The sequence below is a fragment of the Psychrobium sp. MM17-31 genome, from assembly GCF_022347785.1.
GTDB lineage: Bacteria > Pseudomonadota > Gammaproteobacteria > Enterobacterales > Psychrobiaceae > Psychrobium.
The window spans coordinates 292,097-314,578 of record NZ_JAKRGA010000001.1 but is presented as its reverse complement, the minus strand read 5'-3'; the positions used below and the strand labels follow the sequence as shown (position 1 = coordinate 314,578).

Below are 22,482 nucleotides of genomic sequence, written 5' to 3'. Positions count from 1 at the left end.
AATTGTTATAGGATGCCTTTTACTCATTAGGCTCTTTGTGCCTATCATCTGTGTTGTCTTTGATTTCGCTAGTCTCTAGCAATTTGACCCAACTAACTGCCCACAAGCAGTAACACTGCCGTCGGTGGAATTATATCGAATGCCTAATTCTGCAGCGGTACGTCCCGCGGTGTCGCCATTGGTACGTAGAATGTAGGAACATTGGGAATTACCACTATGTCGATATGATTGATAATCGGTGTCTGCTGATTCTGATGACAGCGGTGAGTCATTCATGATGTAGTTCCAAACCGAAGTACATCCCAATGTTCCGCGTCCAATATTATCGTTGCGAGAGCCTTTATTAACGCCGATAGGCCAGCCAGAGCTGTTGAAATCTAGAACCTCTTCACCAAATACACCAAGGTTTTGGATACGTCCCGGAGAGCCTTCTATGCGCCAGCGAATGTTGGCAGATGACACTGCAGAATCAAAGCTCTGCGCTATACCCTGATTTGTCGCAATTCGCGCTTCGGTTGTAATATCGACATAGCGTGAGTAGGCCGATACTGCAATTATTGCTAATACAATAATGACAATGATGAGTTCAATAAGCGTATATCCCTTAGCTTTGGTGTACATATTCCACCTCCGCATTTGACCAACTTGATACCTAGTATCAAACACACACTAATAATTTGTTCTTATTTAAGCCTATTAGAAGATTCTGAAAGTGCAAATTTGTTGTGTGTTTTTAGATATTGAGTCAATACGAATTCTTCTAGGCGCGGACTAGGATTTGATAGTTTCTAAATTCACATCTTTTCTATTTATAAACTAAGCAGAGTCTTTCTCTCTTTATTTACTGAATTGTATTGGGATTGTTTGTACTTGAATTGAATCAATGAGATATTTGTGCTTTATGCTTACAAAGCGCTCCAAAAGGATCTGACAATTTTGAAAGTACTTATTGCTCTTGGAATACTATTTTTTACACAAGTGACTTTATCTAGCGAAATTAAAACCACTGATTCATATAGTTATATTAATATAGAGAATTCAGTAGTGAATGGCTCTAAAGATATCATCAAATTAAAGAAGTTTCGTTACGGCTGGGGCATCGAATCTTATGATGTTGTTGAAAGTATTGAGGTTTGTAGTACAGAACTTATTTTTTGTTTTAGAGCTGAAGCCCTTCAGTTCGCTATTCCTAAGATCCCACCCAAAATCAATGCAGTTTGGGAAAAAGAAGATATCAGATACAAAACTAAGGAAAAGACCTTTTTGAAGATTCTAGGAGTTGATATAGAAGTTTTTGTTATTGAAAGTACACAAAAAGATTCTCTTTCGAGCAGTCTAAGTAATGAATTTCTATATTCTTATGATCATGGACTAATGGGCTTCATTACTAATTCACACAACCAACTATCAAGGCGTCTTTATATTAGTACATCAAGCAATGGTTTTTTATTTCCACAGAAAGAGTAAATTAAATTCTGTTATAGATATTTAATATCCATAATTTTACTGCCTAGGCTCAGAAATGATCTTTTAAAGCCACATCTTTATGACACTGCTTTATCTCGTAACCAATAACCCCAAATCCCCCAAAAACTCTGGCACAGTAATCAAACACGGTATGCTGTTTTGGCATGTCACCGATATTGGCGCGAGAAACTCACCTTGTTGCGTGTTATACGGCGTGATCTGATAATCCCCCGCAGGCATATTGTTGAGTTCAATTGTTAATGGCGCTGTAGGTTGGCGTTGTAATCGAATATTAGAAATACTTTCACCTTGCAGTGTTGTATCTTGCAGCCAAATCATTCCGCCTTGCTCACTGGCGATTCCCCATGCCTTGATGCCATTGGGTGAGGTGATGTTAAGTGGGGACGGATTCCATTTGGCCAGTGATAACCGATCAACAAAAGTCGAAAAGTGCTGCAAGGTTGTTGTCATTTCAGCGGTAACTTGTGCCCAGTCGGAAAAGTCATTCCATTCTGCTGGCGTCATGGCTGCGCCTGAGGCTAAGGCTGACCACAAGGCGTTGTGAAATACTTCGGGGTAATAGTCTTCATCTTGATTGACTGGATGGTTAATCACTCCAAATTCGCCAATCCAATTTGGTTTTGCCTGTGCTTGCCACATATTTGATGTGTAATCTGCGATGATTGACGCGCTTTCGATGACTTTTGCGGGTGAGCGGGCGTCGTTTTTGTCGGTGAGTAAATCGCGGTAGATATGAACTTGCGGCACGTCCATCACTGCATGGCCTTCCGGCCATGTTTTATCGCCTGCCATGCTAGCGGTAATTGGATGGCGATAGGGATCGTTTTCTTTGAAATAGTCGTTAATTTTCTGATGCCACGTATTGCTGTTTTCAAAGGCATTGGTGCCGTCTATTTCACTCACCGTTTGCCACATGGCGATGGCTGAGCTATGGCCCCAGCGGGCGATAATGTAGCGGTACAAGTTTTGTTGCCATTGCCACGCTTCTTCATCGGTAAAGAATTCATTGGCGCTGGTGAGCAGATTAAATCCATTGTTGCGATGCCAGCGGCCATCACTCCACGGATGATTGTTATCTCTCAGCTGTGAGTGATCCCATAGGGTAAAAACTAAAGTCAGTCCTGCTTGTTCGGTTTTTTCAATGACCTCGTCAATCATCTCAGTATTTTGCAAATTAAAGTTGTTGTAATTGGTTTCAACCATCGAAAAATAGAAGAACGGCCACCACATAAAATAGTTTTCATTGGCGGTTTTCATACGAGCAAATAATCTGTCGGCGGTATCTGAGTTTCTAAAGATTGAAAAGGCGTCGCTGTGGCCAATGCCGTAGAATTCGCTGCCGTCTTGATGCATGAAATAGCGGGGTGAATACGTAGCATCTATCTGGTTAGCAATTTGGATAATGCCTTTTTCGTTTGATGCTGTGACATTAAACTGCTGATTTACTTCAGCGCTTTGTTGATTAGGTGTAGTAACGGAGAAATTGACTCGCCAGCTGCCAATCTGATTCGGCGCAAAGCGCACTATCCATCCGCGTCTAATATCCCAATATCCTTTGATGTCATGGGTTTTACTATCGGGTGAGGTAAAGCGAGCATTGACAGAAACTTGGCGTTGATCAAAGGGGTTGTCATAGCTGGCGTTAATATCAAGCTGCCATTCTATTTTCTGATAACGCCCCGTTGTTTGTTTATCACTAACGGCATTAGTTATTTGCGGCGCGACGACAGGCGATACAGGCGGTGTTGGCTCTGGTGTTGGCGTGGTGGTTTGAGAGCTTGAGGAACCACCACATCCCACTAATAGCAGTGAGAATGATAAAAACAGCCAGCGAGAGATTGTCATAATTGTTATTGTTTTTTGTGAGACAGTGTTGAATTAGAACGGGTGTGCAGCGTTTAAATTTCACCCATCTGATAAATGTTAATTGCCTCTTGTAACTTTTGTCCATAAAGTACATAGCTGGATTTAGATAATAGGAATATCGTTTTGAGTAATAAAAGAAAATTAAGACAAAATGCATTAATTGCCCTTGGCACGTTAACAGGGATTGTTGCAGTAGTACGTACTTACAATTTCTTCATGGACGACGGGCAATTATTAGGAATTGCCAGCATGTTGGTTATATCGTTGTCTTCGTTCTATTGGGCACGTCATTACGCCAAACTAAGTGCAGGAGATTTTGCTCTACCAGTCTTAATTAGCAGGGAGGGCGATAAGGTTGTATTTAAAAGTAAACCGCAAGGCGGCTATAAATTAGAGCAGGGCGTAGAACTTGAAGTGGCGCGCTTATCTGTATTTAGCATTCGCGAAGATTATTTGTCGGTGATTGTTGATGGTAACGGCAATGGCTATGACTTTTTCGTCGATGGCAGTGGTAACGAAATCGAGCAATATTTACGTTCGATATTATCTAAAGATGAGCTTGAAAATATAACGTTTAAGCAGGTTTAAAAAACTAAAAAGCTCAGGCAAAAAAAAAAGGCTACCCAATTGGGTAGCCACAATTAACTGTTAACAGTCATTAGAGAGAGCGTTCTCATTGCTGCGTAGCATAATGTTATTATGTTACGTTTTAATGACAATGCTCTTTTTGTTTCATCAGCTAATAGGGCCTGTTGGTCTTTGGAGAAGGTTTTTGCAGCGAATTGTTCGGGTTTTATACAAGGCAGAGCCTGCGACGCTTAGTGGGCTAAGCTAGCAGGCGATAACGCAGTAGAAATCACGAACAAACGCTGTCCTTTGGATGCAATGACAAGACATTTTCGCCGCGTTTCTCGTCGCTCGCCTAGGTAAACTAGGCGTCGCTCCTCATGCCTTGCGAAACAGCCTTGTCAATTGCACAAAATTCATCCTCGAAAGATCATCAGGCCCTAACAAACCGCGTGTAGGCGAGGCGTGTTTTCTCAACTAACACGTAGTTGATTGGCACTAAGATGAGCGTAATAAAGGTCGCAAAGATAATACCGAATGCCAGTGATACTGCCATTGGGATCAAGAATTGCGCCTGTGTCGATTTCTCAAATAGTAGTGGCATCAAGCCAATGAATGTCGTTAGCGAGGTTAGCATTACCGGTCTAAAACGCGCGACACCAGCGGTTAATACAGCATCCATCAAGCTCATAGGGCCGTTGCGATAGCGCTGATTAATATAATCCACCAATACTAACGAGTCGTTAATTACAACACCTACCAACGCCATCATTCCCATTAAACTCAAAATAGTTAAGTCCATGCCCATTAACCAGTGACCACCGATGGCGCCAATAACGCCAAATGGGATCACCGACATGACGATAACTGGCTGCAAGTATGACTGGAAAGGGATAGCCAGTAGGCCATAAATCACAAATAACATTACCAATAGACCGATGAACATTGAACCGAAAGATTCACGTTGTTCACGGGCTTCGCCTTCTAACTCGTAGCTAACACCAGGGTATTGCACGAGTAACTCGTCGATAAATTCACGTAACTCTTGGTTGATCAGTGTCATATTGGCTTCTGATTTCACTGCGTCGGCATTAACCGTCATGGTGCGGAAGCGATCGATACGGTTAATCGCCGTTGGTGAATTGCCCGGTGATAAGCTGGCGATTTGCGACAATGGCACGCTTTGCTTGGTTGGTGTCAGAATACGTAAGTCTTCAAGACCTGCGATAGAGCGGCGCTCAGCTTTTGGCAATTTAAGCATGACACGCACATCATCGCGTCCACGTTGAATACGTTGTACTTGAATACCAAAGTAAGCGGCGCGAATTTGGCTTAGCACTTCACTACGGGTTAAACCGAGAGCATAGGCTTGCTCGTTAAGCTCAATTTGCAGCTCTTCTTTACCATCTGATAAGGAATCTGAAATATCAAATAGTGCAGGGTATTCTGCTAGCTTCTCTTTAACTTTTTCCGAGATTTCACCCAAGGTTTTAAAGTCGTTACCGGCAAATTGAATGTCGATAGGATCTGAGGTACGGCCAATCTCAGCGCGATAGGTGAGACTTTGTGCACCCGGCACTTCACCGATAAGCGCGCGCCATTCACGCACGAGTTGACTTGACCCAATCTTGAGATCGCGCTGCTCAGGCGGCACTGTTTGGAATCTTACACGACCAAGATGTGAGCCTTGGCTACGACCGCTACTACCGATAGTGGCATTGATATCCAAAATTAAATCGACACCTTCTTGCTCGTAATATTTCTTTTTAAGGGCAAAAGCAGCGTCTGTCATTTTAGTAATGTAGTGATCTGTTACTTCAAATGGCGTTCCAGCAGGCATGGTTAACGATGCTGTTGCCGTTTCACTTTCAACGCGAGGGAAGAAGGTGAAGCGCGTCCAACCGCTCATTACTAAGCTAATTACTACCGCAAGCACGCCAATAAAGCTAAGCAAGGTCGTGGCTTTGTTGCGCAGCGTAATGTCGAGTACAGGGCGATAGTATTTGATGATGGCGTTTTCGAAACCATCGGCAAATTTTTGTTGGAATTTACTAAACCCATTTGGCTCTTTTTTGTCTTTGCGTAGGCGTAAATGCTTAAGATGCGATGGTAAGACTAATTTCGATTCAATCAGTGAGAACAGTAAAATAGGGATTACAACAATTGGAATTTGCGCGAACAGATCACCACGGCGTCCTTCAATAAAGGCCAGCGGCATAAATGCGGCGACTGTGGTTAGAATACCGAAGGTTACCGGAACAGTTACCTCTTGCGTGCCTTTGATGGCCGCCTGTAAACCATTGTCGCTGTTGCGCATATGGGCGTAGATATTCTCCCCCGTCACTATCGCATCATCTACCACGATACCCAGCACCAGAATAAAGGCGAATAAACTAAAGATATTGAGGGTAACGCCCATTAACGGCATTAGGAAAAACGCCCCCATAAAGCTCACTGGAATACCGATAAATACCCAGAAAGCGATAGCAGGACGTAGGAATAACGTCAGTAGCGCAAGTACTAAAATACCACCTTGAATCGCGTTACCAGTAAGCGTTGCTAAGCGGTTTTTAACAATCACCGAGCGGTCGCGCCAGTAGGTTAATTCAGTGCCTTGCGGCATAGTTGGCGTTTTAACTTCTAAATAAGCTTTAACTTTGTCGGCGATTTCAATCGCACTTTGATCGCCTATGCGATACACCTCGATAAAGGCGGCGTTTTTACCGTTAAAGCGTGATGAGAAATCACTGTCTTCGAAACCATCTTTAACTTTAGCAATGTCTTTTAAGCGAATAAGACTGCCGTCGTTTTGGGTCAAGATAACGATGTTCTCGTATTCATCTTGACGATACGCTTGGCCTGATGAACGAATGAGTACATCACCACCGGATGTTTTAATATTACCCGATGACAAATCACGTGAGCTGTTGTTGATGGCTTGTGAGATTTGATTGAGGGAAATATTGTACTGACGAAGAATGTCTTGATTCACTTCGATAGTGATTTCATAAGGGCGCACAGAGTCTAACTGCACTTGAGTAACACCATCGATACGCAGAATATCATCGCGCACTGTTTCAGCTAACTGGCGAATTTCCTTTTCAGATTGCACGCCAGCAACCACAACACTGATTACTTCTTGTGTACGCTGTGCCAAGCGAACCACAGGTTTTTCGGCGCTGCCAGGGAAGTTGTTAATAGCATCGACACGGCTTTTTACATCATTAAGTAGTTTTTGCGCATCGGCGCCATTGTCCAATTCAATAGAAATGCTGGCGCTGCCTTCAGTTGAACGACTGCGCAATTGCTTAATGCCTTCGAGATCTTGTACCGCTTCTTCAACTAAGATTGCGATGCCTTTTTCTGTATCTTCTGGCGTTGCACCACGCAAACTTACCGATACAGAAATAGTACGCGCTTCAAGCGTTGGAAAAACTTCTAGTGGAATTTTGGTGTTTAAAATCAGTAAGCCGGAAATTAAGATGGAAACCATCAATAGATTCGCGGCTACGCCATTTCTGGCAAACCAAGCGATCATGACTCACTCCCTTGCTTACCATTTTGCTTGGCGCCTTTCTTGCCACCTTGCTTACGGCCTTCACCGCGACGTTTACCGTCTTTGCCACCACGTTTTTTGTTACGCATTTTCTTTTGGCCAGCAATAGACACAGCAGTCCCCGAGTTAACTTGACCTAGCGGTGTTGTTACTAATTTGTCATTAGCACCTACACCCGCAGCAATTACGGCTTCTTTATCGTTTTGATAGGTAATATCGACTGTTTTGCGTTGCAATACGCCGTCTTGGTAAAGGTAAACGTAACTGCCTTGATAAATTGCCGCATTAGGAATCACTATGGCGTTATCGATGGTTTTACCTGTTATTTCTGCAGTCACAAACTGTCCGATGTTTAACGAACGTTTGTCGTCTCTAGCAAATGGATGTCTAATCTCGGCAATCACGCTTAGCTGTTGGGTATTGTCGTTGATTGCGCCGCTAGTACGAGCAACTTGTGCCTGCCAAAATTGGGTCGCACCACCTTCGTTATTTAACAAGGTAATTGGTGACCCTTTGCTACCGCTGCCTAAATGGTTATTGGGCAAATCGATAAGTGCTAGCTGTGAGTTTTTAATTGGCAACTCAACTTCGGCGTTATCAACTGCGTAGATATCGGCAAGGGCGGTTGCTGAGCCAACAACCTGACCGACTGATACTTTCTTGGCTAAAATACGGCCATCATACGGCGCGGTGATCTTGGTACGTTCAACGTCTAACACCGCTTGTTTCAAGTTGGCATCTGCCGCTTGTAGTTTGGCACGAGCTGCTGCCATTTGCGGTTTGCGAAGTGCGTAGTCACTGGCTTGGCCGAGGGTGCCTAGATTTTTACGATCTTTAATCGCTTGTGCTGATAAAGCGATTTCTTCGTCTAGCGCTACTTGTGCTTGTGCACGCTCTGCGCTGGCCGATTGCACGCGAATTTTGTAGTCGCGATCGTCAAGGGTTACTAACACATCACCTTTGCTAAAGAATTGTCCCACTTTGAACTTATCGCTTACTGCAACAATTTGACCGCTAACTTGTGATGACAGCTGACTTTGCGTAGTAGGTGTCACTTTACCAAATGACGACAGTGTCACTTGATAGCTCTGTGGTTTCACATCTAATACTTCAACCACTAAGCTTGGTGGTGGACGTTGACCGCGCTTGCGCGCTTCTGGGCTTGAAAAAAAGATCAGGTAAACAGCCGTCACAAAGACAGCGATTACGATAAAGGGTAAGAGTATTTTTATTGTTCTCATGTTATACAACTACTCACAGTTTGATTGTTCACGGTTTATTGATGGCGGCACAATACACTAAATTACGCCATTCTCTGTTTTGTTTTACAATGTTTTACATATAGCGATCTTTGACATACTTTGAAACATTTGCGACAAATAACATCTGTGGTTAAGAGCATACGCGTGACTGAGACTTAATGATCACTGATTGGAGAAACGAATTACCGATGATTATTACTATTACACCCGATAATGCAGAGCAAATAGGCCGTTGTATTATTAATGAAATTCTTACCGCCCATCAGACACGTGATTATCAATTACTCACCCGTCATTTTAGCCAAAAATACAAAGACGTATTAACGATAGAGCGTTTCGAGCAAGCGGTTGATGAGGCTATTTTGCCGCTAGGGCAATTGGTCTCGTGCGATTATCTCGGTTATTTGAAACGCGTTAATGAACACCAATTATTGTGGCGTGTACGTTTTGAACACAGTGATGAAGACTTGTTGTGGCAGCTCTATTTATGTGACGATGAAGCGCCAGTACAAGTTGTGGCGCTTTGGTTTAGTTAGCTGGTCAACGGCTATGTTATTGACTGTTACTAAATCTACGAGTCTTATTACATGTATCGATGCCCATAAGTACTAATTTAAGGAATTACGATGACCCACACAGCGGCTTTCATACCATACACGCCTGAACATCAAGACGCTTGTTTGGCACTATTTGATGAAAATTGTCCGCAGTTTTTTGCCCCAAACGAACGTGATGACTACCGCGGATTCTTGGATCAGCAATACGACGGCTATTGTGTTTGTGAATTGGAGAGCAAGGTCGTGGGAGCCTTTGGCTTGCTAAAACAAGATGATAGTAGCCATGCGTTAAATTGGATTTTATTATCACCGACAGCGCAAGGCATCGGTTTAGGTAAGCAAATAATGGCGCAGGTCGTTCAAACGGCGCGTGACCAGCGTATTAGTGAAATTTCGATTGCGGCCAGTCATTTATCTGCACCGTTTTTTGCTAAATTTGCTGCCAAGGTCATAAAGGAAACTCCCAATGGCTGGGGCGGGGGGATGCACCGTGTTGATATGATCTTACACGTGAAAGAAGACTGATTCGATGAGTAAAAAACGTATCCAAAAGCGAATAAAGGCGCGACGTCCACGCCTTAAGAACTGGCTGTTTGACCGAAACCTTTTAATGTATCTTGTCATACCTAGTTTTTTATTTGTTCTAGCTTTAAGCATGTTGGGAAGACAGGAAACTCAGCCTAAGATAGTTGCGAAGCATCCAATTGAATCACTCCTTGGAAAAATTGAGTCAGGGGATTTACCGATAGAGCCACTTCAAGTGATTTATAGCGATTATCATGGTTTTCATGGCGGCATTGAAATCAGCGTGAACGGTGAATATGAGTTAAGTCGAAAATCACTCGGCGTTAAATTAGCACCACAATCAGAAAGTGTAACGCCACAGTCAATGAAGCATTTACTTCAGCTACTCCTAAAACATCAGGTGTGGTTACAAATAAGTTCTGAGCAACCTGCAAAAGTTGACGAAACCAGAGCTAGGCTAACCATTATCTATGATGAACAGCGTGTAGAATTATGGGAATGGTTTAATGAAATGGAACGTAACAATCGTCTACTAGAAATTAAGAATTTTATGATTGGCATGACGTCCCAACACTAAGTCGATTGTTAGCGCTGGGACCTTTATATTAATTCACTAATAAGAAATAACACACCATAGCGACAACGCAGGAAACTAACAAACTTAGCACTGCGCCTTCTCTCACCATATCACGGATCTCAAATTCTCCCGTACCAAAGGCAATGGCATTTGGTGCGGTTGCAACTGGTAACATGTAAGCACAACTGGCTGCCATGGCTGCAGGAATCATAAAGATAGCGGGATCTAATCCTGCGCTGATCGCCGCTGCCGCAAGAATTGGCATTAACAGCGTAGCGGTTGCTGTATTACTGGTGATTTCAGTTAAATAAGTCACTGTTAGACAAATAGTTAGAATAACTAGAATAATCGGCAAGTGAGTCATACCTGAGAGCCATTCCCCCATCATATCGCTAAGTCCAGATGCGACAAAACCTTTGGCAATGGCGATACCGCCTGCGAATAACAACAGCATGCCCCAAGGAATTTCTTTGGCGCTGTCCCAATCTAAAATGCGGCCGCCTTTACCATTAGGCGTCATAAACATAATCACCACGGCGAGCAGAGCAATGGTGCTGTCGCCTGCAATCTTAATATCTAATAATCCACTCCAGCCGCCGAATGGCTCTTTACGGGTGATCCAAGCAAGCGCCGTTAAGCCGAAGATAATCAACGTGCGTTTTTCTTCGGTGCGCCATTCACCCAATTTAGGCAGTTCGAGATTTTGCTCAAGTTTAACATTACGGGTTAACCACAGTGCCATGATTGGCAGGGCGATAAGAACAACAGGAACGCCAACTTTCATCCATTGGAAAAAGCTAAATTCGTTACCGGTGATTTCTTGATATACCGCGCTAAATATCGCATTTGGCGGTGTGCCTATCGGCGTTGCGATGCCACCAGTACTCGCTGCATAAGCTATCCCCAGAATAAGGGCAATTTTGAGTTTTGGATTATCGACATTGGCTAAGATTGCTAGTGCCATTGGCAGCATAATTAAGGTGGTGGCAGTGTTAGAAATCCACATACTTAAAAAGCCGGCAGTGAGCATAAAGCCAAGCACTAAACGCTTGCCACTCGACACACCAATTGCTCTAAGCATGTAGACTGCAAGCCGCTGATGAGCACCGCTTTTCTCTAGCGATTTACTCAGCATAAATGCGCCCATCAATAGCAAAATAACGTGGCTACCAAGCGCTGATGCGACGCCTTTGTGATCGACAACGCCAAACATCGGCAGTAATGCAAAAGGTACTAATGAAGTTGCCGGAATGGGCAAAGCTTCGGTGACCCACCAAATGACCGTAAGCAGCGTAATCGCCGCAGCCTTTGCCGGCATGTCTCCTAAACCAGAAGCGATGAGGACATAGTAAAAAGCCATTGCCGCAACGGGGCCAATGGCAATAAAGTGTTGACGTTTTAGGCTCATTATTTTTGTTCTTATTGTTTTAACAGCACATGAGCGCCACAAGATAACATTTTATTAACAGCGTTCAAACCGTCCTAATATTCGATTGCGCTATATAAATGATTAGGTGTTTGAATTATCGACAGCGTTTAGATATTTTTGTGCTAAACTCATTTACACTTTTTTAACGCTAAGATTATTAAGGATATTTATGAACAAAGGGATAGGTTTAAGCGCTATTGCCCTCGCTTCTTCGTTATTTTTCACATCTGCTAATGCAAATGACTTCGATAATAAATTCATTGTTGGCGCTTCTTTTATTGCCAATGGTGATTATAAAGTTAAAAATCCAGCTCAGTTTAATATTGGTTATCAGTTCCATCCAAATTTTGCTGTAGAGCTGAGTCAAATTGATTACGGTAAGAGCGATAATGACGATTTCGAAGATATTAGTTTTGATGGATATGCAGCAGCGCTAGTGGCTAAATATCCGCTAGGTAACTTTAATCTATACGGTAAACTCGGCGCTTTTTCGTATTCAGAAGAGGGTCATTACTACGACCCATTTGAAAAGCGTATTACTGGCTATGTTGATAACAGTGGTACTGCTGCTTTGTTCGGTGCTGGCGCTAGCTACCACTTTAACGAATACGTCGCGTTAAAGTTTGAGATTGTTGGCAGTGAAGAAAATCACTATGGTATTGGCTTCGACGTCTACTTCTAAAACTTAACTCACTAAATAACATCTTGTGATAAGCTACTGTTTTCTCAGTAGCTTAATTCTCATCTCTCTATGATATCAGTTGAACATTCTTCAATCCTGCAACAATCGCAAACACCCAAAACCGCCATCGTCATTGGCGCTACTGGTCTTGTTGGCAGCGCGTTAGTCAAAGAGCTTGCAGCTTGTTCGTATTATTCAAAAATCGTCACTATTACTCGCCGCAGAGTTACTTTTCACGACGATAAAGTTGAAAATCACGTGATAGATTTTGAATGCCTGTCTGAACATGCAGCGATGTTTCAAGGAGACGTGATGTTTTCGTGTTTAGGCACGACCAAAAAGCAGGCGGGTTCAATCGTTGCTCAACGTAAAATCGACTTAGATTATCAAATTAGCGCAGCTAAATTGGCGTGTGATAACAAGGTCGCCCATTATCTGCTAGTTTCATCGAGCGGCGCTAACGCGCAAAGTGCTAGCCAATATTTAAAGATGAAAGGGGAATTGGATGATGCGATTAAAGCCATGCCATTTAAACGCATCAGTATTGTGAAACCGTCGGTTTTATTAGGCGAGCGCAATCATTTTCGCTTCGGAGAGAAAATCGCAGGCGCGCTATTACCATTCCTTTGTAAACTACCGATGCTAAAACGCTACCGACCAATTCAAGGAAAGCAGGTGGCACAAAAGCTCGTCCAACTTAGCATCCAGCAAAATGAGGGAATTGAAGAGTTGGTGCTAGATGAGGTATTTCCAGACAATCAAACAACAGCAGGTCAAGCATGATTAAACGTATTAGCCCTCAACAGGCCTACCCGTTGCGACAAGCGATTTTGCGTCCTGATGGCAACCTGCAAGATTGTATGTTTGATGGCGACGAACTACCCGATACTCATCATTGGGGCTATTTCGACGACGAAGAGCTGGTGGCAATAGCGTCTGTTTATCAGCGAAATTATCAAAGTTATCAAGGCCATGGCCGACAGTTACGTTCAATGGCCGTTTCTCAGGGCGTGCAAGGAAAGGGTGTTGGGCAGCAATTGTTAACGGCAATCTGTGAGTATTATGCTGCAACAGATAACTATTTGTGGGCTAATGCACGTGTGTCCGCGATAGCTTTTTATCGCCGCGCCAATTTTAATGTTGATGACACCGTATTTGATATTGCGGGCGTTGGCCCGCATCAACATATTGTGAAGTGGTTTTAGGACGGTTAGCTTGTTGGCTTATCGTCATTTGGGTTAATCACATCTTCATCGACACCTAACTTCTGGGCTTTGGCTTTCCATAGCTTTTTGGCCAGTTTTTGCATGTCGATGTCTTTGTCGCCTTCGTCGATAATCTCACGGCCAATGAGCGTTTCGAGAATATCTTCTAGGGTGATAATACCGCGCACCGTACCGTATTCATTGACGATCAGCGCCATGTGATCTTTCTTGGCCAATAATTCACGCATCGCGTGCGATAACGTCATGGTCTCTAACAGCGTTGGCATTTCACGTAAATAGTTACCAATGGTGGTTTCTGTATTACCACGCGCCTGAGCGAGTAATAAGTCTGAGCGCAACACAAAACCGACGATATCGTGGCTTGATTTTTCGTAAACTGGAATACGAGAAAAACGCACTTTTTGATGCTCTAAGAAGAAGGCTTCTACAGTAGTATTGATTTCATCGCTGAAAATAACGGTACTTGGTGTCATTGCCGATTTGATTTTTAAGTCTTGCAGCATCATTAAATTTTGCAAAATCTGCGCTTCGTGACTGTCGATAGTCCCTTGTTTCTCACCAATCTCCGCCATCGCCGTAAATTCATCGCGGCTAAAATCAAACTGTGGTTTGTGGCGTACCAGATACTTAGTCACAAATTCACAAATAATAATGATCGGATTTAGCACCATAATCATGTACTTCAATACGTGTGCAGTAATAGGTGCCAACTGCTTGGCGTAGGTTGCGCCAAGTGTTTTAGGAATAATCTCAGAAATAAATAGAATTAGAATAGTAAGAACCGCAGAAATCACGCCAAGATAAGACTCACCAAAAACCGCCGCCGCTTGCGCACCAACACCTGCAGCACCAACAGTATGTGCAACGGTATTTAAGGTGAGAATAGCCGCAAGTGGCTTGTCTAAATCTTGTTTGAGTTTCGCAAGAATCTTACCTGACGGGCGTCCTTCTTTTTCAAGTAACGCCACTTGGCCTTGGCTAACACTTAAAATCACCGACTCGGCAATCGAACAAATAAAGGAAAAGAACAGGGCAATAAACAGGTAAATTGAAAGTAAAATCATGGGTTTTAACGTTAAGTAGAATTAGGGTAATGATCCTAATTTTCACAATAGATTGTCAATAGAGCACAACAACTGTTTGTTAAATTAGAACAAATATCTCTTGATAACGAGTTGCTTAAGATTAATTTTTAATATCAAGATGTAAGGAGTTAGCCATTATTGAGGTCATCGTCAAAATAACTATCGATGAAGTCAATGAAGGCTCTAATTTTATAAGGTAAAAATTCAACATTCTTGTATAGCGCATACATTGGTAGGCTGGGCTTTTGAATAGCTCTAAAAAGTTCTATTAGTTGTCCATTTAATAAATGTTTTTCAACCATCCATTTAGGCATTGCAGCAATGCCTGAGCCTGCTAGCGCAAGTTTCACAATTAACTCTGGGCTATCGCTGGTGGACGTTTCATTAACGGCATATTTTTTGTTTCCAATTTGCCAAACATCGGACGGATTACTGAGTGAGTAAGTTATACATCTATGGTCAATAAGTTCATATGGATTTTCAGGCTTTCCATAACCCTTGATGTATTCTCTGGAGGCAAAATAGCAAAGCTGATGATCGAGTATCTTTTTAGCCTTTAGCCCCGAGTCCTCCAGTTGAGCAGCTCTAATCGCTATGTCTATGTCATCTTCGTACAAATTTACTTGCTTATCACTCACCGAAACATTGATTTTAACGTTTGGGTTGGACTCCATGAATTTGGAAATGGGGATGGCGAGTCGTTGGGTTGCAAAAGCCGACGGTACAGATATTTTTAGCTCACCGATAGCTTCACTAAGTTCACCTTTTATATTTTGTTCGGTATGAAGCATTTCCTCAAGAAGTTGAACGCAGTAGCCTAGATACTTTTCTCCACTGTTAGTTAGAGATATTTTCCTAGATGTTCGATGGAAAAGAGAAAAGCCAATAGTGTTCTCCAACCATGCAATCTTTTTGCTCACCGCACCTTGAGTCAGATTCTGCTCATTAGCAACAGCAGTAAAACTTCCCAAGCGAGCTACCTGAGTAAACATTTTCATGCAATCTAATTTGTCCATTTTCATTCCTACTGGGAATAGTAACTAGCTTTAAAATAGCATTTAACCTAGCAAGTTGGAATGGTTTAATGTTTGCGAAATATACAAATTTGGAGATTATTTATGTACTTAATTACTAGCTTTTTAGCATTATTTTTTCTTTTCGCGAGCTCTATAAAAATAGCTGGATGGCACAGGTTTATTTTTGAGACACAGTTAAAGTTTTTTAAAAAATACGGATTGAATCGCAGCCACATGATTGTCATTGGCGTGATTGAGTTATTGGCATCACTTCTATTATTGAGCTCTTTTGTTTTAGAGAGTGACATGAATCGAGCATTTGGCAGTGTAGGAATCTTTCTCACCTCACTGGGAGCCATTTATTTTCACTTAATATATGACACCGTTAAAGATGCAATCCCAGCTATTACAACACTGACTCTTTCAGCCGTATTGTTATTTGACAACAATTGGATTACTGCTGTTTTTGAGATTTAAGGCGCATGTAAAAAACGGCTAAATTAAAATGATTCGGAGGGCCTCTGTAATTAAAATTTTTAATGTAATTACAGAGTTCTCTGGCTACATGATGTCTGTATTGAACAATCATCACATAGCATAATTGGAGCCAGCTGGAATTTAGCACAAATCGGCTGAAGTAAATCCTACTGGCTATCTTGAATCTTTCCAACCATGAGCAAAGGTGATGCATCTAATTCTTCAGCGTCCATCATAGAGGCTATGCGTTCCACTGATGAAAGTAACTGACTTTGTTCCCATGGCTCAAGCGATTGGTAGCGCTGAATGAAATGATCTTGTAGTGGTTTTGGTGAATCTTGAAGTAATAAGCTGCCGCTGTCAGTGAGATAGAGTTCAACTCTACGCTTGTCAACTTGACTGCGCTGTCTGATCACTAATGCTTTGGCTTCTAGTCTATCAATAATACTAGTTACAGTTGCAGGACTGAGGTTTATTTCGTTAGCTACTTGTTTTGCCATCGGCGCATCAAGCTCTGCTATTTTTTTCATCACAACTAGCTGTGGGCCAGTTAACCCGGATTGTTTACTCAATTTTCGTGAGTGAATATCGATAGCACGAATCACTTGGCGTAAAGAAATAAGTAGCTGTTCGTATTTTTCCATAATGCTCCCAAATAGCAGTTAGCCTGCACATAATCGCTTGCTTACATTAACAATGATGAAAGGCGCGCACATTAACAGATAAATTTAATATTGAGAATACTTGCTAGCATAGACGATGATAATATAAAGCCCTAAACCGTCAGGTTAGGGCTTTAGGCTATGTAAGAGTACTGATTAAAAACCAAAAGTACGTGAAATACCAAATACAACACGTGTATCAGTGGTGTCTGAATCAATGCTGGTATCTTCTAAGGCAAGATCAAAATCAAAGCCACTGTAACTTGTGGTATAAGCAACGCGGTAATGATTGTATGACTTGCCGCCATCCCATGACCATTTCTGTTCGTCAGTAGAGGTTGAACGATCAAAGCTGACGCGAATGTTGTGGCCTTCGGTAACTTCGAATGTATGTGCAACCATCGCAATGTAGTGGTTTGCGTCTAAACCAAAGTAGTCCCATGAATACCAAAAGTTAAATTCAGTATCGCCCATTGATGAGTTGTAGCCAAATTTTGCGTAAGCTTCTGGGTAGTTGTAGTCTGATGAAGCATCATCACCGTGGTAGGTGTAATAAGCAATACCAGTGTCAACACTCCAACGCTTATTGAGTTGGTAGAACTTACCAATGTAGGCATCCCACTCTAGGTTGGTATCATCGCCGCCGCCAAAGTCAACATTAGACGCCCACGTGCCGGCGTAAAAACCGCTGTCAGCAGCGTAATCGAGGCTCGCTTGTAAGGCTGGATCGTTAGCTGTTTGGCTTACACCGTTAAAGGTGTAATCTGATACGACTTTAACGGTCGAAGATACGTTAGCCATGGCGCTGGTTGATAATAGTAATCCTGCAATGCTAGCAGCTGTTATTGTTTTTTTCATGCTATTTTCCAAGTGAAAGGTGCGCCTATCAAGGCGCACAATATTGTAGTTAATTAATTAATTCGATCTTGTTAAAGTCGATTTTGTTTTCTTTAGGTGATGCATCGATTTCTCGTACTGCCTTGAATTTGTTGACCAGAATGTAACCGAAACACGTGAAGAATAAACCGATTACCACTGCGCCAACCCACTGAATTTGTAGGAAGTCGAGTTTAAATAATAAGGTCAATAAACTCAGTGCAATCAAGTTAGCAAAGAAGTATTTTACTTTGCCTAATTTAGCAACGGTTAAATCGAGATTATCGGTATATAGGCGGATCAATGAATCAAGAGAGTTGATTACAAAAGTGATGCCTACGATCGCCATAGTGATGTTATAAAAACCTGCAGTCTCAATGCCATTTGAGCTGTAGTAATAAAGTACAGCGAACCAAATTGCGATTGGAATAGATGGGAAGATCAACATCGCACCTAATACTTGATAAGTACGTAAACCACCCACAAAGCGCGCAGTAAATTGACCAATCATAATGCTCCAAGCAAACCACCAGAATAGGTAGAATTCGTGGTAGTCATTCATTGGGAGTACGAATTCGTGAATGTTGCCAAAATAGCCGCCAATTAACGCAACTGTACTAACAAATGCGCTGATATCACCTTTGTCCGACAAAAATGCACCTGCCCACATGAGCACAATAAGACCAAGGAATAAATAGGTTGTTGCTAAACTTAAAATGCGTACATATCGAATGCTAGTACTTGAATAAACCGCTGCCGCAATCACTACAAAGACAATTAAATAGAACGTGCTAATGATTGATTCACCGTCGCCAAGCGATGGTACATACCAAGGTAAATTGCTTAGTAATAAGTAGGCGGTGAAGGCACAAGTGCCAATAATAACGACATTGTTGATTAATTTAATGATTGGTATTTCAAAAAATTTCACGCGCGGTTCAATAACACAGAAATAGAAACACGTCAGGAAATAGAATCCCCAAATTAAGAATGCCCAAAAACCAAACTCAATGGCGAGTGGGTTTGTAAACCCATACTCTGGGCTAGTGGCTAGGTCGGCATATCCTGCAAACTCGGTTAGCGGGAACATGATGAGTCCCACATCTAAGCCAGAGGTAAATAGGATTGCGATAAAAGTAAATGTTCTTACGGGGGTAACACCAACACAGCGCATATTGCCCCATCGATAAACAATGAAAGCGATTGCTGCGAAGGTAAATAATAGACCTGCCGATAACCAGGTGGTCATAGTTGTCTCCTGTTTTTGTTATTGTGTGTAAACACGTTTTTGCTCCTAGATTACAAAGTTAAAAGTACGCCCGACTAAGAGCAAAATACCAAGTGTTAACTATAATCATCAGTCTCAAGCTGACGATGATAGTTAACACCTGAAGGGCGTACTCAAGATTGAGCTTAGCCAATAATTCGTTGTGGTGCCTGTTGGCGTTGTTTGCCGCTGGTATCTAAAATGACAGGCGCTGTCACAGGTTCAAGCATCTCTTTTCCTAAAATCATATCGGCTGCTCGCTCTGCTACCATAATCGTCGGTGCATTGAGGTTGCCGTTTGGAATTGTTGGGAAAATAGAGGAGTCAACGACACGCAGTCCTTTTAAGCCGTGAACGCGGGTTTTGCTATCGACAACCGCCATATCATCTTCTCCCATTTTGCATGAGCAAGAAGGATGATAGGCGCTTTCTACAAATTGACGAACAAAGGTATCAATTTCTTCATCTGTTTGAATGTGTGTGCCTGGCTGAATTTCTTCACCGCGAAACTCATCAAATGCTTCTTGGCCGATAATCTCACGCGTTAAACGCACACAGGCGCGGAAACCTTCGCGATCAGCTTCGTCTTCAAGATAGTTAAATTGAATGCGAGGATGAGCTTTAGGATCATTTGATACTGCAGTAACAGCGCCGCGGCTCTTTGGTTTGTTATGGCCTATGTGAACCTGAAAACCATCACCTGCAAAGGCTTCTTTACCGTCGTAACGCATCGCAGCCGGCAGGAAATGATATTGTAAATCTGGCCAAGGTGAATGTTCATTGGCGCGAATGAAGCCACAGGACTCAAAGTGATTGGTGGCGCCAAGCCCCGTTTTGGTAAAGAACCAACGGCTGCCAATAAGGAATTTATTCCACAGATCGAGTTTGCCATTTAATGAAATTGGCAGCTTGCACTTAAACTGAAAATAAAACTCTAAGTGATCTTGTAAGTTTTGACCAACGCCCGGTAATTCATGCTTAACGGCAATATCGGCTTGCTCTAACGTTTGTTTATCACCAATCCCTGATAATTGCAGAATATGTGGTGAGCCAACAGAGCCAGCTGATAAAATAACTTCTTTAGCGGCGTGAACATCAATCACCTTGCCTTTACGTTCATATTTAATACCCGTTGCCGTTTTGCCTTCAAGCAACACATGATGAACCAGTGCATGGGTTATAACGGTTAGGTTGGGACGGCTCATGGCTGGACGTAAATAGGCATTGGCAGTTGATGCTCGTACACCATCTTTTATAGTCATGTGCATTGCACCAAAGCCTTCTTGTTGCGCGCCGTTATAATCGTCGGTGGCTAAATATCCCGCTTGTACACCGGCATCGACAAATGCTCTATACAATGGATTTTTCATTTCATTGCCGTTGTTAACGCCCAGTGGGCCTTGGTCGCCGCGATAATCATCGCCGCCAAATGCCCAAGTTTCGGCACGTTTAAAGTAGGGCAAACAATGGGCGTAATCCCAGTTGTTTGCACCGTGCTCTTGCCACTCATCAAAATCTTTTGCGTGGCCGCGTACATACACCATGCCGTTAATGGATGATGAACCACCAAGCACTTTGCCACGAGGGCAGTGCATGCGGCGATTATCTAAAAATGGCTCAGGCTCGGTTTCAAACTGCCATGCATACTTTTTAGTATTCATCGGAATTGACAGTGCTGTTGGCATTTGAATAAAAATGCTTTTATCACTACCGCCGGTTTCTAATAGCAATACTCTGTTGTTTGGATCTTCTGACAAACGGTTGGCTAATACACAGCCCGCAGAGCCAGCACCAACGATAATATAATCAAACTTCGCGTTACTCATTTCAATTCTCAATAGCTTTAATTTGTTACTTTATTCATGCATTCAAATACTGTTTTCTTAAAACGGGCTTTCAAGCGGTGTCATACCAACGTAAACCGATTTTATTTGCGTGTAATGGCGCAGTGTTTCAATGCCATTTTCACGGCCAATACCCGATTGCTTATAGCCGCCAACAGGCATTTGCACTGGTGATGCGCCATAGTTATTAATCCAGCATATTCCCGCCTGAATTTGATGCATTACGCGGTGAGCACGCGTAATATCTTGGGTGAAGACACCTGCGGCTAACCCTAGGTCGGTGTTATTAGCTCGGCGAATGACTTCTTCTTCGTCGTCAAAGGTTAAAATTGACATAACAGGGCCGAAAATCTCTTCGCGACAAATTGTCATTTCATCAGTCACATCGCTAAAAATCGTTGGTGCAACAAAGTAGCCGCCAGCGCTATCTGACGGCGATAATGCGTGACCACCTTCGAGTAATGTCGCTCCTTCACTAATGCCTTTTTCAATGTAATCAAGCACTAATTGATGGTGCTTTTGAGAAATTAGCGCGCCAAAGTTAGTGTCTGGATGCATTGGGTTGCCAATGACAATGTTGTTGCGAGTACGTGCTAATAAGCGTTCAACAAAGGTATCTAAGATTGAGCTATGCACGAATACGCGGGTGCCGTTGGTACAAATTTCCCCTTGGGTATAAAAGTTACCTAACATTGCCCCAGAAATTGCGTTGTCAATATCAGCATCCTCAAATACGATTAATGGTGACTTTCCTCCAAGCTCCATCGTGACATCTTTTAGCGTGCTAGCAGCCGCAGCCATGACTTTTTTGCCAGTGCCTACTTCGCCAGTGAAAGACACTTTTTCTACCTCACTGTGATGTGACAACCACGCCCCAACATCGCCAGCACCCTGTACAACATTAAAGACACCATCTGGGATGCCAGCTTGGGTAAATATTTCAGCGAGTTTTAACGCTCCAAGTGGTGTTTCTTCAGATGGTTTAAAAATCATCGAATTACCACAGGCAAGTGCTGGAGCTGATTTCCAACAGGCAATTTGTATTGGGTAATTCCATGCGCCAATCCCAGCGCAAATACCCAATGCCTCGCGGCGAGAATAGTAAAAATCGTCGCCAACACTTTGTTGATTACCTTCGATAGACGGGGCGAGCGATGCAAAAAACTCAATCGCATCCGCGCCAGATTCAACATCAACTACGCTCGCTTCTTGCCATGGCTTACCAGTATCTAGCACCTCGATCTTTGCCAACTCATCGTTGTGTTCGCGTAGCAGGGCAACTGCTTTTAATAACAAGCGGCTGCGTTGGGTAGCATCCATTGCTGACCAAATGGCAAAGCCTTGTTTAGCGCTGTCGATTGCTTGTTGTTTAATAAAGTCATCAGCGACTTCCATGTGATAAATCACCTGGCCAGTTGCAGGGTTAATAACGTCAAAGATTTCGCCAGTTTTATTAGCGAGGTATTGACCGTTAACGTAATTTTGATGAGTTGGTAATGACAAAGGTGTTCTCCGTATTG

At 42.7% G+C, this 22,482-nt stretch carries 21 protein-coding genes; 9 read left to right on the top strand and 12 right to left on the bottom strand.

What is annotated here, in order from left to right; translation table 11 throughout:
- Nucleotides 1–75: 75 nt before the first annotated feature.
- Nucleotides 76–621, bottom strand: a complete 546-nt coding sequence (locus MHM98_RS01350) for a prepilin-type N-terminal cleavage/methylation domain-containing protein (RefSeq protein WP_239437310.1) — start codon at nt 619–621, stop codon at nt 76–78.
- A gap of 315 nt (nt 622–936) precedes the next feature.
- Here MHM98_RS01350 and MHM98_RS01345 point away from each other — a divergent pair, with 315 nt between their 5' ends.
- The gene (locus tag MHM98_RS01345; RefSeq protein ID WP_239437308.1) at nt 937–1,467 is read left to right on the top strand and encodes a hypothetical protein; all 531 of its coding nucleotides are present in this window, start codon (nt 937–939) and stop codon (nt 1,465–1,467) included.
- A gap of 90 nt (nt 1,468–1,557) precedes the next feature.
- Here the strand turns inward: MHM98_RS01345 and MHM98_RS01340 are convergent, their stop codons facing one another.
- Complete coding sequence (locus MHM98_RS01340; protein WP_239437306.1) at nt 1,558–3,333, bottom strand: DUF5060 domain-containing protein; 1,776 nt, start codon at nt 3,331–3,333, stop codon at nt 1,558–1,560.
- Between the two features lie 144 nt (nt 3,334–3,477).
- Here MHM98_RS01340 and MHM98_RS01335 point away from each other — a divergent pair, with 144 nt between their 5' ends.
- Nucleotides 3,478–3,942, top strand: a complete 465-nt coding sequence (locus MHM98_RS01335) for a hypothetical protein (protein WP_239437304.1) — start codon at nt 3,478–3,480, stop codon at nt 3,940–3,942.
- Nucleotides 3,943–4,354: 412 nt separating this feature from the next.
- On the opposite strand, the gene MHM98_RS01330 is transcribed toward MHM98_RS01335, so the two are convergent.
- The gene (locus MHM98_RS01330; RefSeq protein ID WP_239437302.1) at nt 4,355–7,459 is read right to left on the bottom strand and encodes an efflux RND transporter permease subunit; all 3,105 of its coding nucleotides are present in this window, start codon (nt 7,457–7,459) and stop codon (nt 4,355–4,357) included.
- A complete protein-coding gene (locus MHM98_RS01325; protein WP_239437301.1) occupies nt 7,456–8,718 on the bottom strand; it encodes an efflux RND transporter periplasmic adaptor subunit in 1,263 nt (420 codons plus the stop codon). Before MHM98_RS01325 ends, MHM98_RS01330 begins: the two co-directional genes overlap by 4 nt.
- 179 nt (nt 8,719–8,897) lie before the next feature.
- Here MHM98_RS01325 and MHM98_RS01320 point away from each other — a divergent pair, with 179 nt between their 5' ends.
- From MHM98_RS01320 to MHM98_RS01310, 3 genes are all read left to right on the top strand, one after another.
- Nucleotides 8,898–9,275, top strand: coding sequence for a hypothetical protein (locus MHM98_RS01320; protein WP_239437299.1), 378 nt, complete (start codon nt 8,898–8,900; stop codon nt 9,273–9,275).
- A 90-nt stretch (nt 9,276–9,365) separates the two neighbouring features.
- On the top strand, nt 9,366–9,821 hold the full coding sequence (locus MHM98_RS01315; RefSeq protein WP_239437298.1) for a GNAT family N-acetyltransferase: 456 nt from the start codon (nt 9,366–9,368) through the stop codon (nt 9,819–9,821).
- 4 nt (nt 9,822–9,825) lie between these two features.
- Complete coding sequence (locus MHM98_RS01310; RefSeq protein ID WP_239437297.1) at nt 9,826–10,398, top strand: hypothetical protein; 573 nt, start codon at nt 9,826–9,828, stop codon at nt 10,396–10,398.
- A 28-nt stretch (nt 10,399–10,426) separates the two neighbouring features.
- Here the strand turns inward: MHM98_RS01310 and MHM98_RS01305 are convergent, their stop codons facing one another.
- Nucleotides 10,427–11,806, bottom strand: coding sequence for an SLC13 family permease (locus tag MHM98_RS01305; protein WP_239437296.1), 1,380 nt, complete (start codon nt 11,804–11,806; stop codon nt 10,427–10,429).
- Between the two features lie 190 nt (nt 11,807–11,996).
- Between MHM98_RS01305 and MHM98_RS01300 the strand changes: the two genes are divergently transcribed.
- The 3 genes from MHM98_RS01300 to MHM98_RS01290 all read left to right on the top strand — a co-directional run bounded on the left by MHM98_RS01300 (nt 11,997) and on the right by MHM98_RS01290 (nt 13,714).
- Nucleotides 11,997–12,509 carry a porin family protein gene (locus MHM98_RS01300; protein WP_239437295.1) on the top strand — a complete coding sequence of 171 codons (513 nt, stop codon included), beginning with the start codon at nt 11,997–11,999 and terminating at the stop codon, nt 12,507–12,509.
- Nucleotides 12,510–12,578: 69 nt separating this feature from the next.
- On the top strand, nt 12,579–13,292 hold the full coding sequence (locus MHM98_RS01295) for an NAD(P)H-binding protein (protein WP_239437293.1): 714 nt from the start codon (nt 12,579–12,581) through the stop codon (nt 13,290–13,292).
- Nucleotides 13,289–13,714, top strand: coding sequence for a GNAT family N-acetyltransferase (locus MHM98_RS01290; protein WP_239437292.1), 426 nt, complete (start codon nt 13,289–13,291; stop codon nt 13,712–13,714). Before MHM98_RS01295 ends, MHM98_RS01290 begins: the two co-directional genes overlap by 4 nt.
- A 5-nt stretch (nt 13,715–13,719) precedes the next feature.
- Here the strand turns inward: MHM98_RS01290 and MHM98_RS01285 are convergent, their stop codons facing one another.
- Nucleotides 13,720–14,799, bottom strand: coding sequence for a hemolysin family protein (locus tag MHM98_RS01285; protein WP_239437291.1), 1,080 nt, complete (start codon nt 14,797–14,799; stop codon nt 13,720–13,722).
- 149 nt (nt 14,800–14,948) lie between these two features.
- On the bottom strand, nt 14,949–15,836 hold the full coding sequence (locus tag MHM98_RS01280; protein WP_239437290.1) for a LysR family transcriptional regulator: 888 nt from the start codon (nt 15,834–15,836) through the stop codon (nt 14,949–14,951).
- A 102-nt stretch (nt 15,837–15,938) separates the two neighbouring features.
- Between MHM98_RS01280 and MHM98_RS01275 the strand changes: the two genes are divergently transcribed.
- Entirely contained in the window at nt 15,939–16,313 is a 375-nt protein-coding gene (locus tag MHM98_RS01275; RefSeq protein ID WP_239437289.1) for a DoxX family protein, read from the top strand.
- 167 nt (nt 16,314–16,480) lie between these two features.
- Here the strand turns inward: MHM98_RS01275 and MHM98_RS01270 are convergent, their stop codons facing one another.
- The 5 genes from MHM98_RS01270 to betB all read right to left on the bottom strand — a co-directional run bounded on the left by MHM98_RS01270 (nt 16,481) and on the right by betB (nt 22,465).
- Nucleotides 16,481–16,957: a MarR family winged helix-turn-helix transcriptional regulator gene (locus tag MHM98_RS01270; RefSeq protein ID WP_239437288.1), complete on the bottom strand. Its 477-nt coding sequence runs from the start codon at nt 16,955–16,957 to the stop codon at nt 16,481–16,483.
- Between the two features lie 174 nt (nt 16,958–17,131).
- Nucleotides 17,132–17,833 (bottom strand): TorF family putative porin, encoded by a 702-nt coding sequence (locus MHM98_RS01265; protein WP_239437286.1) that lies wholly within the window; start codon nt 17,831–17,833, stop codon nt 17,132–17,134.
- A gap of 49 nt (nt 17,834–17,882) precedes the next feature.
- Complete coding sequence (locus MHM98_RS01260) at nt 17,883–19,100, bottom strand: BCCT family transporter (RefSeq protein WP_239437285.1); 1,218 nt, start codon at nt 19,098–19,100, stop codon at nt 17,883–17,885.
- Nucleotides 19,101–19,264: 164 nt separating this feature from the next.
- Nucleotides 19,265–20,944 carry a choline dehydrogenase gene (gene betA, locus MHM98_RS01255; RefSeq protein WP_239437284.1) on the bottom strand — a complete coding sequence of 560 codons (1,680 nt, stop codon included), beginning with the start codon at nt 20,942–20,944 and terminating at the stop codon, nt 19,265–19,267.
- A 57-nt stretch (nt 20,945–21,001) separates the two neighbouring features.
- Nucleotides 21,002–22,465, bottom strand: coding sequence for a betaine-aldehyde dehydrogenase (gene betB / locus MHM98_RS01250; RefSeq protein WP_239437280.1), 1,464 nt, complete (start codon nt 22,463–22,465; stop codon nt 21,002–21,004).
- Nucleotides 22,466–22,482 lie beyond the last annotated feature (17 nt).

What these genes read in the sequence shown, in the direction of transcription:
- MHM98_RS01350 (WP_239437310.1), bottom strand. Translation starts at nt 621, where the DNA reads ATGTACACCAAAGCTAAGGGATATACGCTTATTGAACTCATCATTGTC.
- MHM98_RS01340 (WP_239437306.1), bottom strand. Translation starts at nt 3,333, where the DNA reads ATGACAATCTCTCGCTGGCTGTTTTTATCATTCTCACTGCTATTAGTG.
- MHM98_RS01330 (WP_239437302.1), bottom strand. Translation starts at nt 7,459, where the DNA reads ATGATCGCTTGGTTTGCCAGAAATGGCGTAGCCGCGAATCTATTGATG.
- MHM98_RS01325 (WP_239437301.1), bottom strand. Translation starts at nt 8,718, where the DNA reads ATGAGAACAATAAAAATACTCTTACCCTTTATCGTAATCGCTGTCTTT.
- MHM98_RS01320 (WP_239437299.1), top strand. Translation starts at nt 8,898, where the DNA reads ATGATCACTGATTGGAGAAACGAATTACCGATGATTATTACTATTACA.
- MHM98_RS01315 (WP_239437298.1), top strand. Translation starts at nt 9,366, where the DNA reads ATGACCCACACAGCGGCTTTCATACCATACACGCCTGAACATCAAGAC.
- MHM98_RS01310 (WP_239437297.1), top strand. Translation starts at nt 9,826, where the DNA reads ATGAGTAAAAAACGTATCCAAAAGCGAATAAAGGCGCGACGTCCACGC.
- MHM98_RS01305 (WP_239437296.1), bottom strand. Translation starts at nt 11,806, where the DNA reads ATGAGCCTAAAACGTCAACACTTTATTGCCATTGGCCCCGTTGCGGCA.
- MHM98_RS01300 (WP_239437295.1), top strand. Translation starts at nt 11,997, where the DNA reads ATGAACAAAGGGATAGGTTTAAGCGCTATTGCCCTCGCTTCTTCGTTA.
- MHM98_RS01295 (WP_239437293.1), top strand. Translation starts at nt 12,579, where the DNA reads ATGATATCAGTTGAACATTCTTCAATCCTGCAACAATCGCAAACACCC.
- MHM98_RS01290 (WP_239437292.1), top strand. Translation starts at nt 13,289, where the DNA reads ATGATTAAACGTATTAGCCCTCAACAGGCCTACCCGTTGCGACAAGCG.
- MHM98_RS01285 (WP_239437291.1), bottom strand. Translation starts at nt 14,799, where the DNA reads ATGATTTTACTTTCAATTTACCTGTTTATTGCCCTGTTCTTTTCCTTT.
- MHM98_RS01280 (WP_239437290.1), bottom strand. Translation starts at nt 15,836, where the DNA reads ATGGACAAATTAGATTGCATGAAAATGTTTACTCAGGTAGCTCGCTTG.
- MHM98_RS01275 (WP_239437289.1), top strand. Translation starts at nt 15,939, where the DNA reads ATGTACTTAATTACTAGCTTTTTAGCATTATTTTTTCTTTTCGCGAGC.
- MHM98_RS01270 (WP_239437288.1), bottom strand. Translation starts at nt 16,957, where the DNA reads ATGGAAAAATACGAACAGCTACTTATTTCTTTACGCCAAGTGATTCGT.
- MHM98_RS01265 (WP_239437286.1), bottom strand. Translation starts at nt 17,833, where the DNA reads ATGAAAAAAACAATAACAGCTGCTAGCATTGCAGGATTACTATTATCA.
- MHM98_RS01260 (WP_239437285.1), bottom strand. Translation starts at nt 19,100, where the DNA reads ATGACCACCTGGTTATCGGCAGGTCTATTATTTACCTTCGCAGCAATC.
- betA (WP_239437284.1), bottom strand. Translation starts at nt 20,944, where the DNA reads ATGAGTAACGCGAAGTTTGATTATATTATCGTTGGTGCTGGCTCTGCG.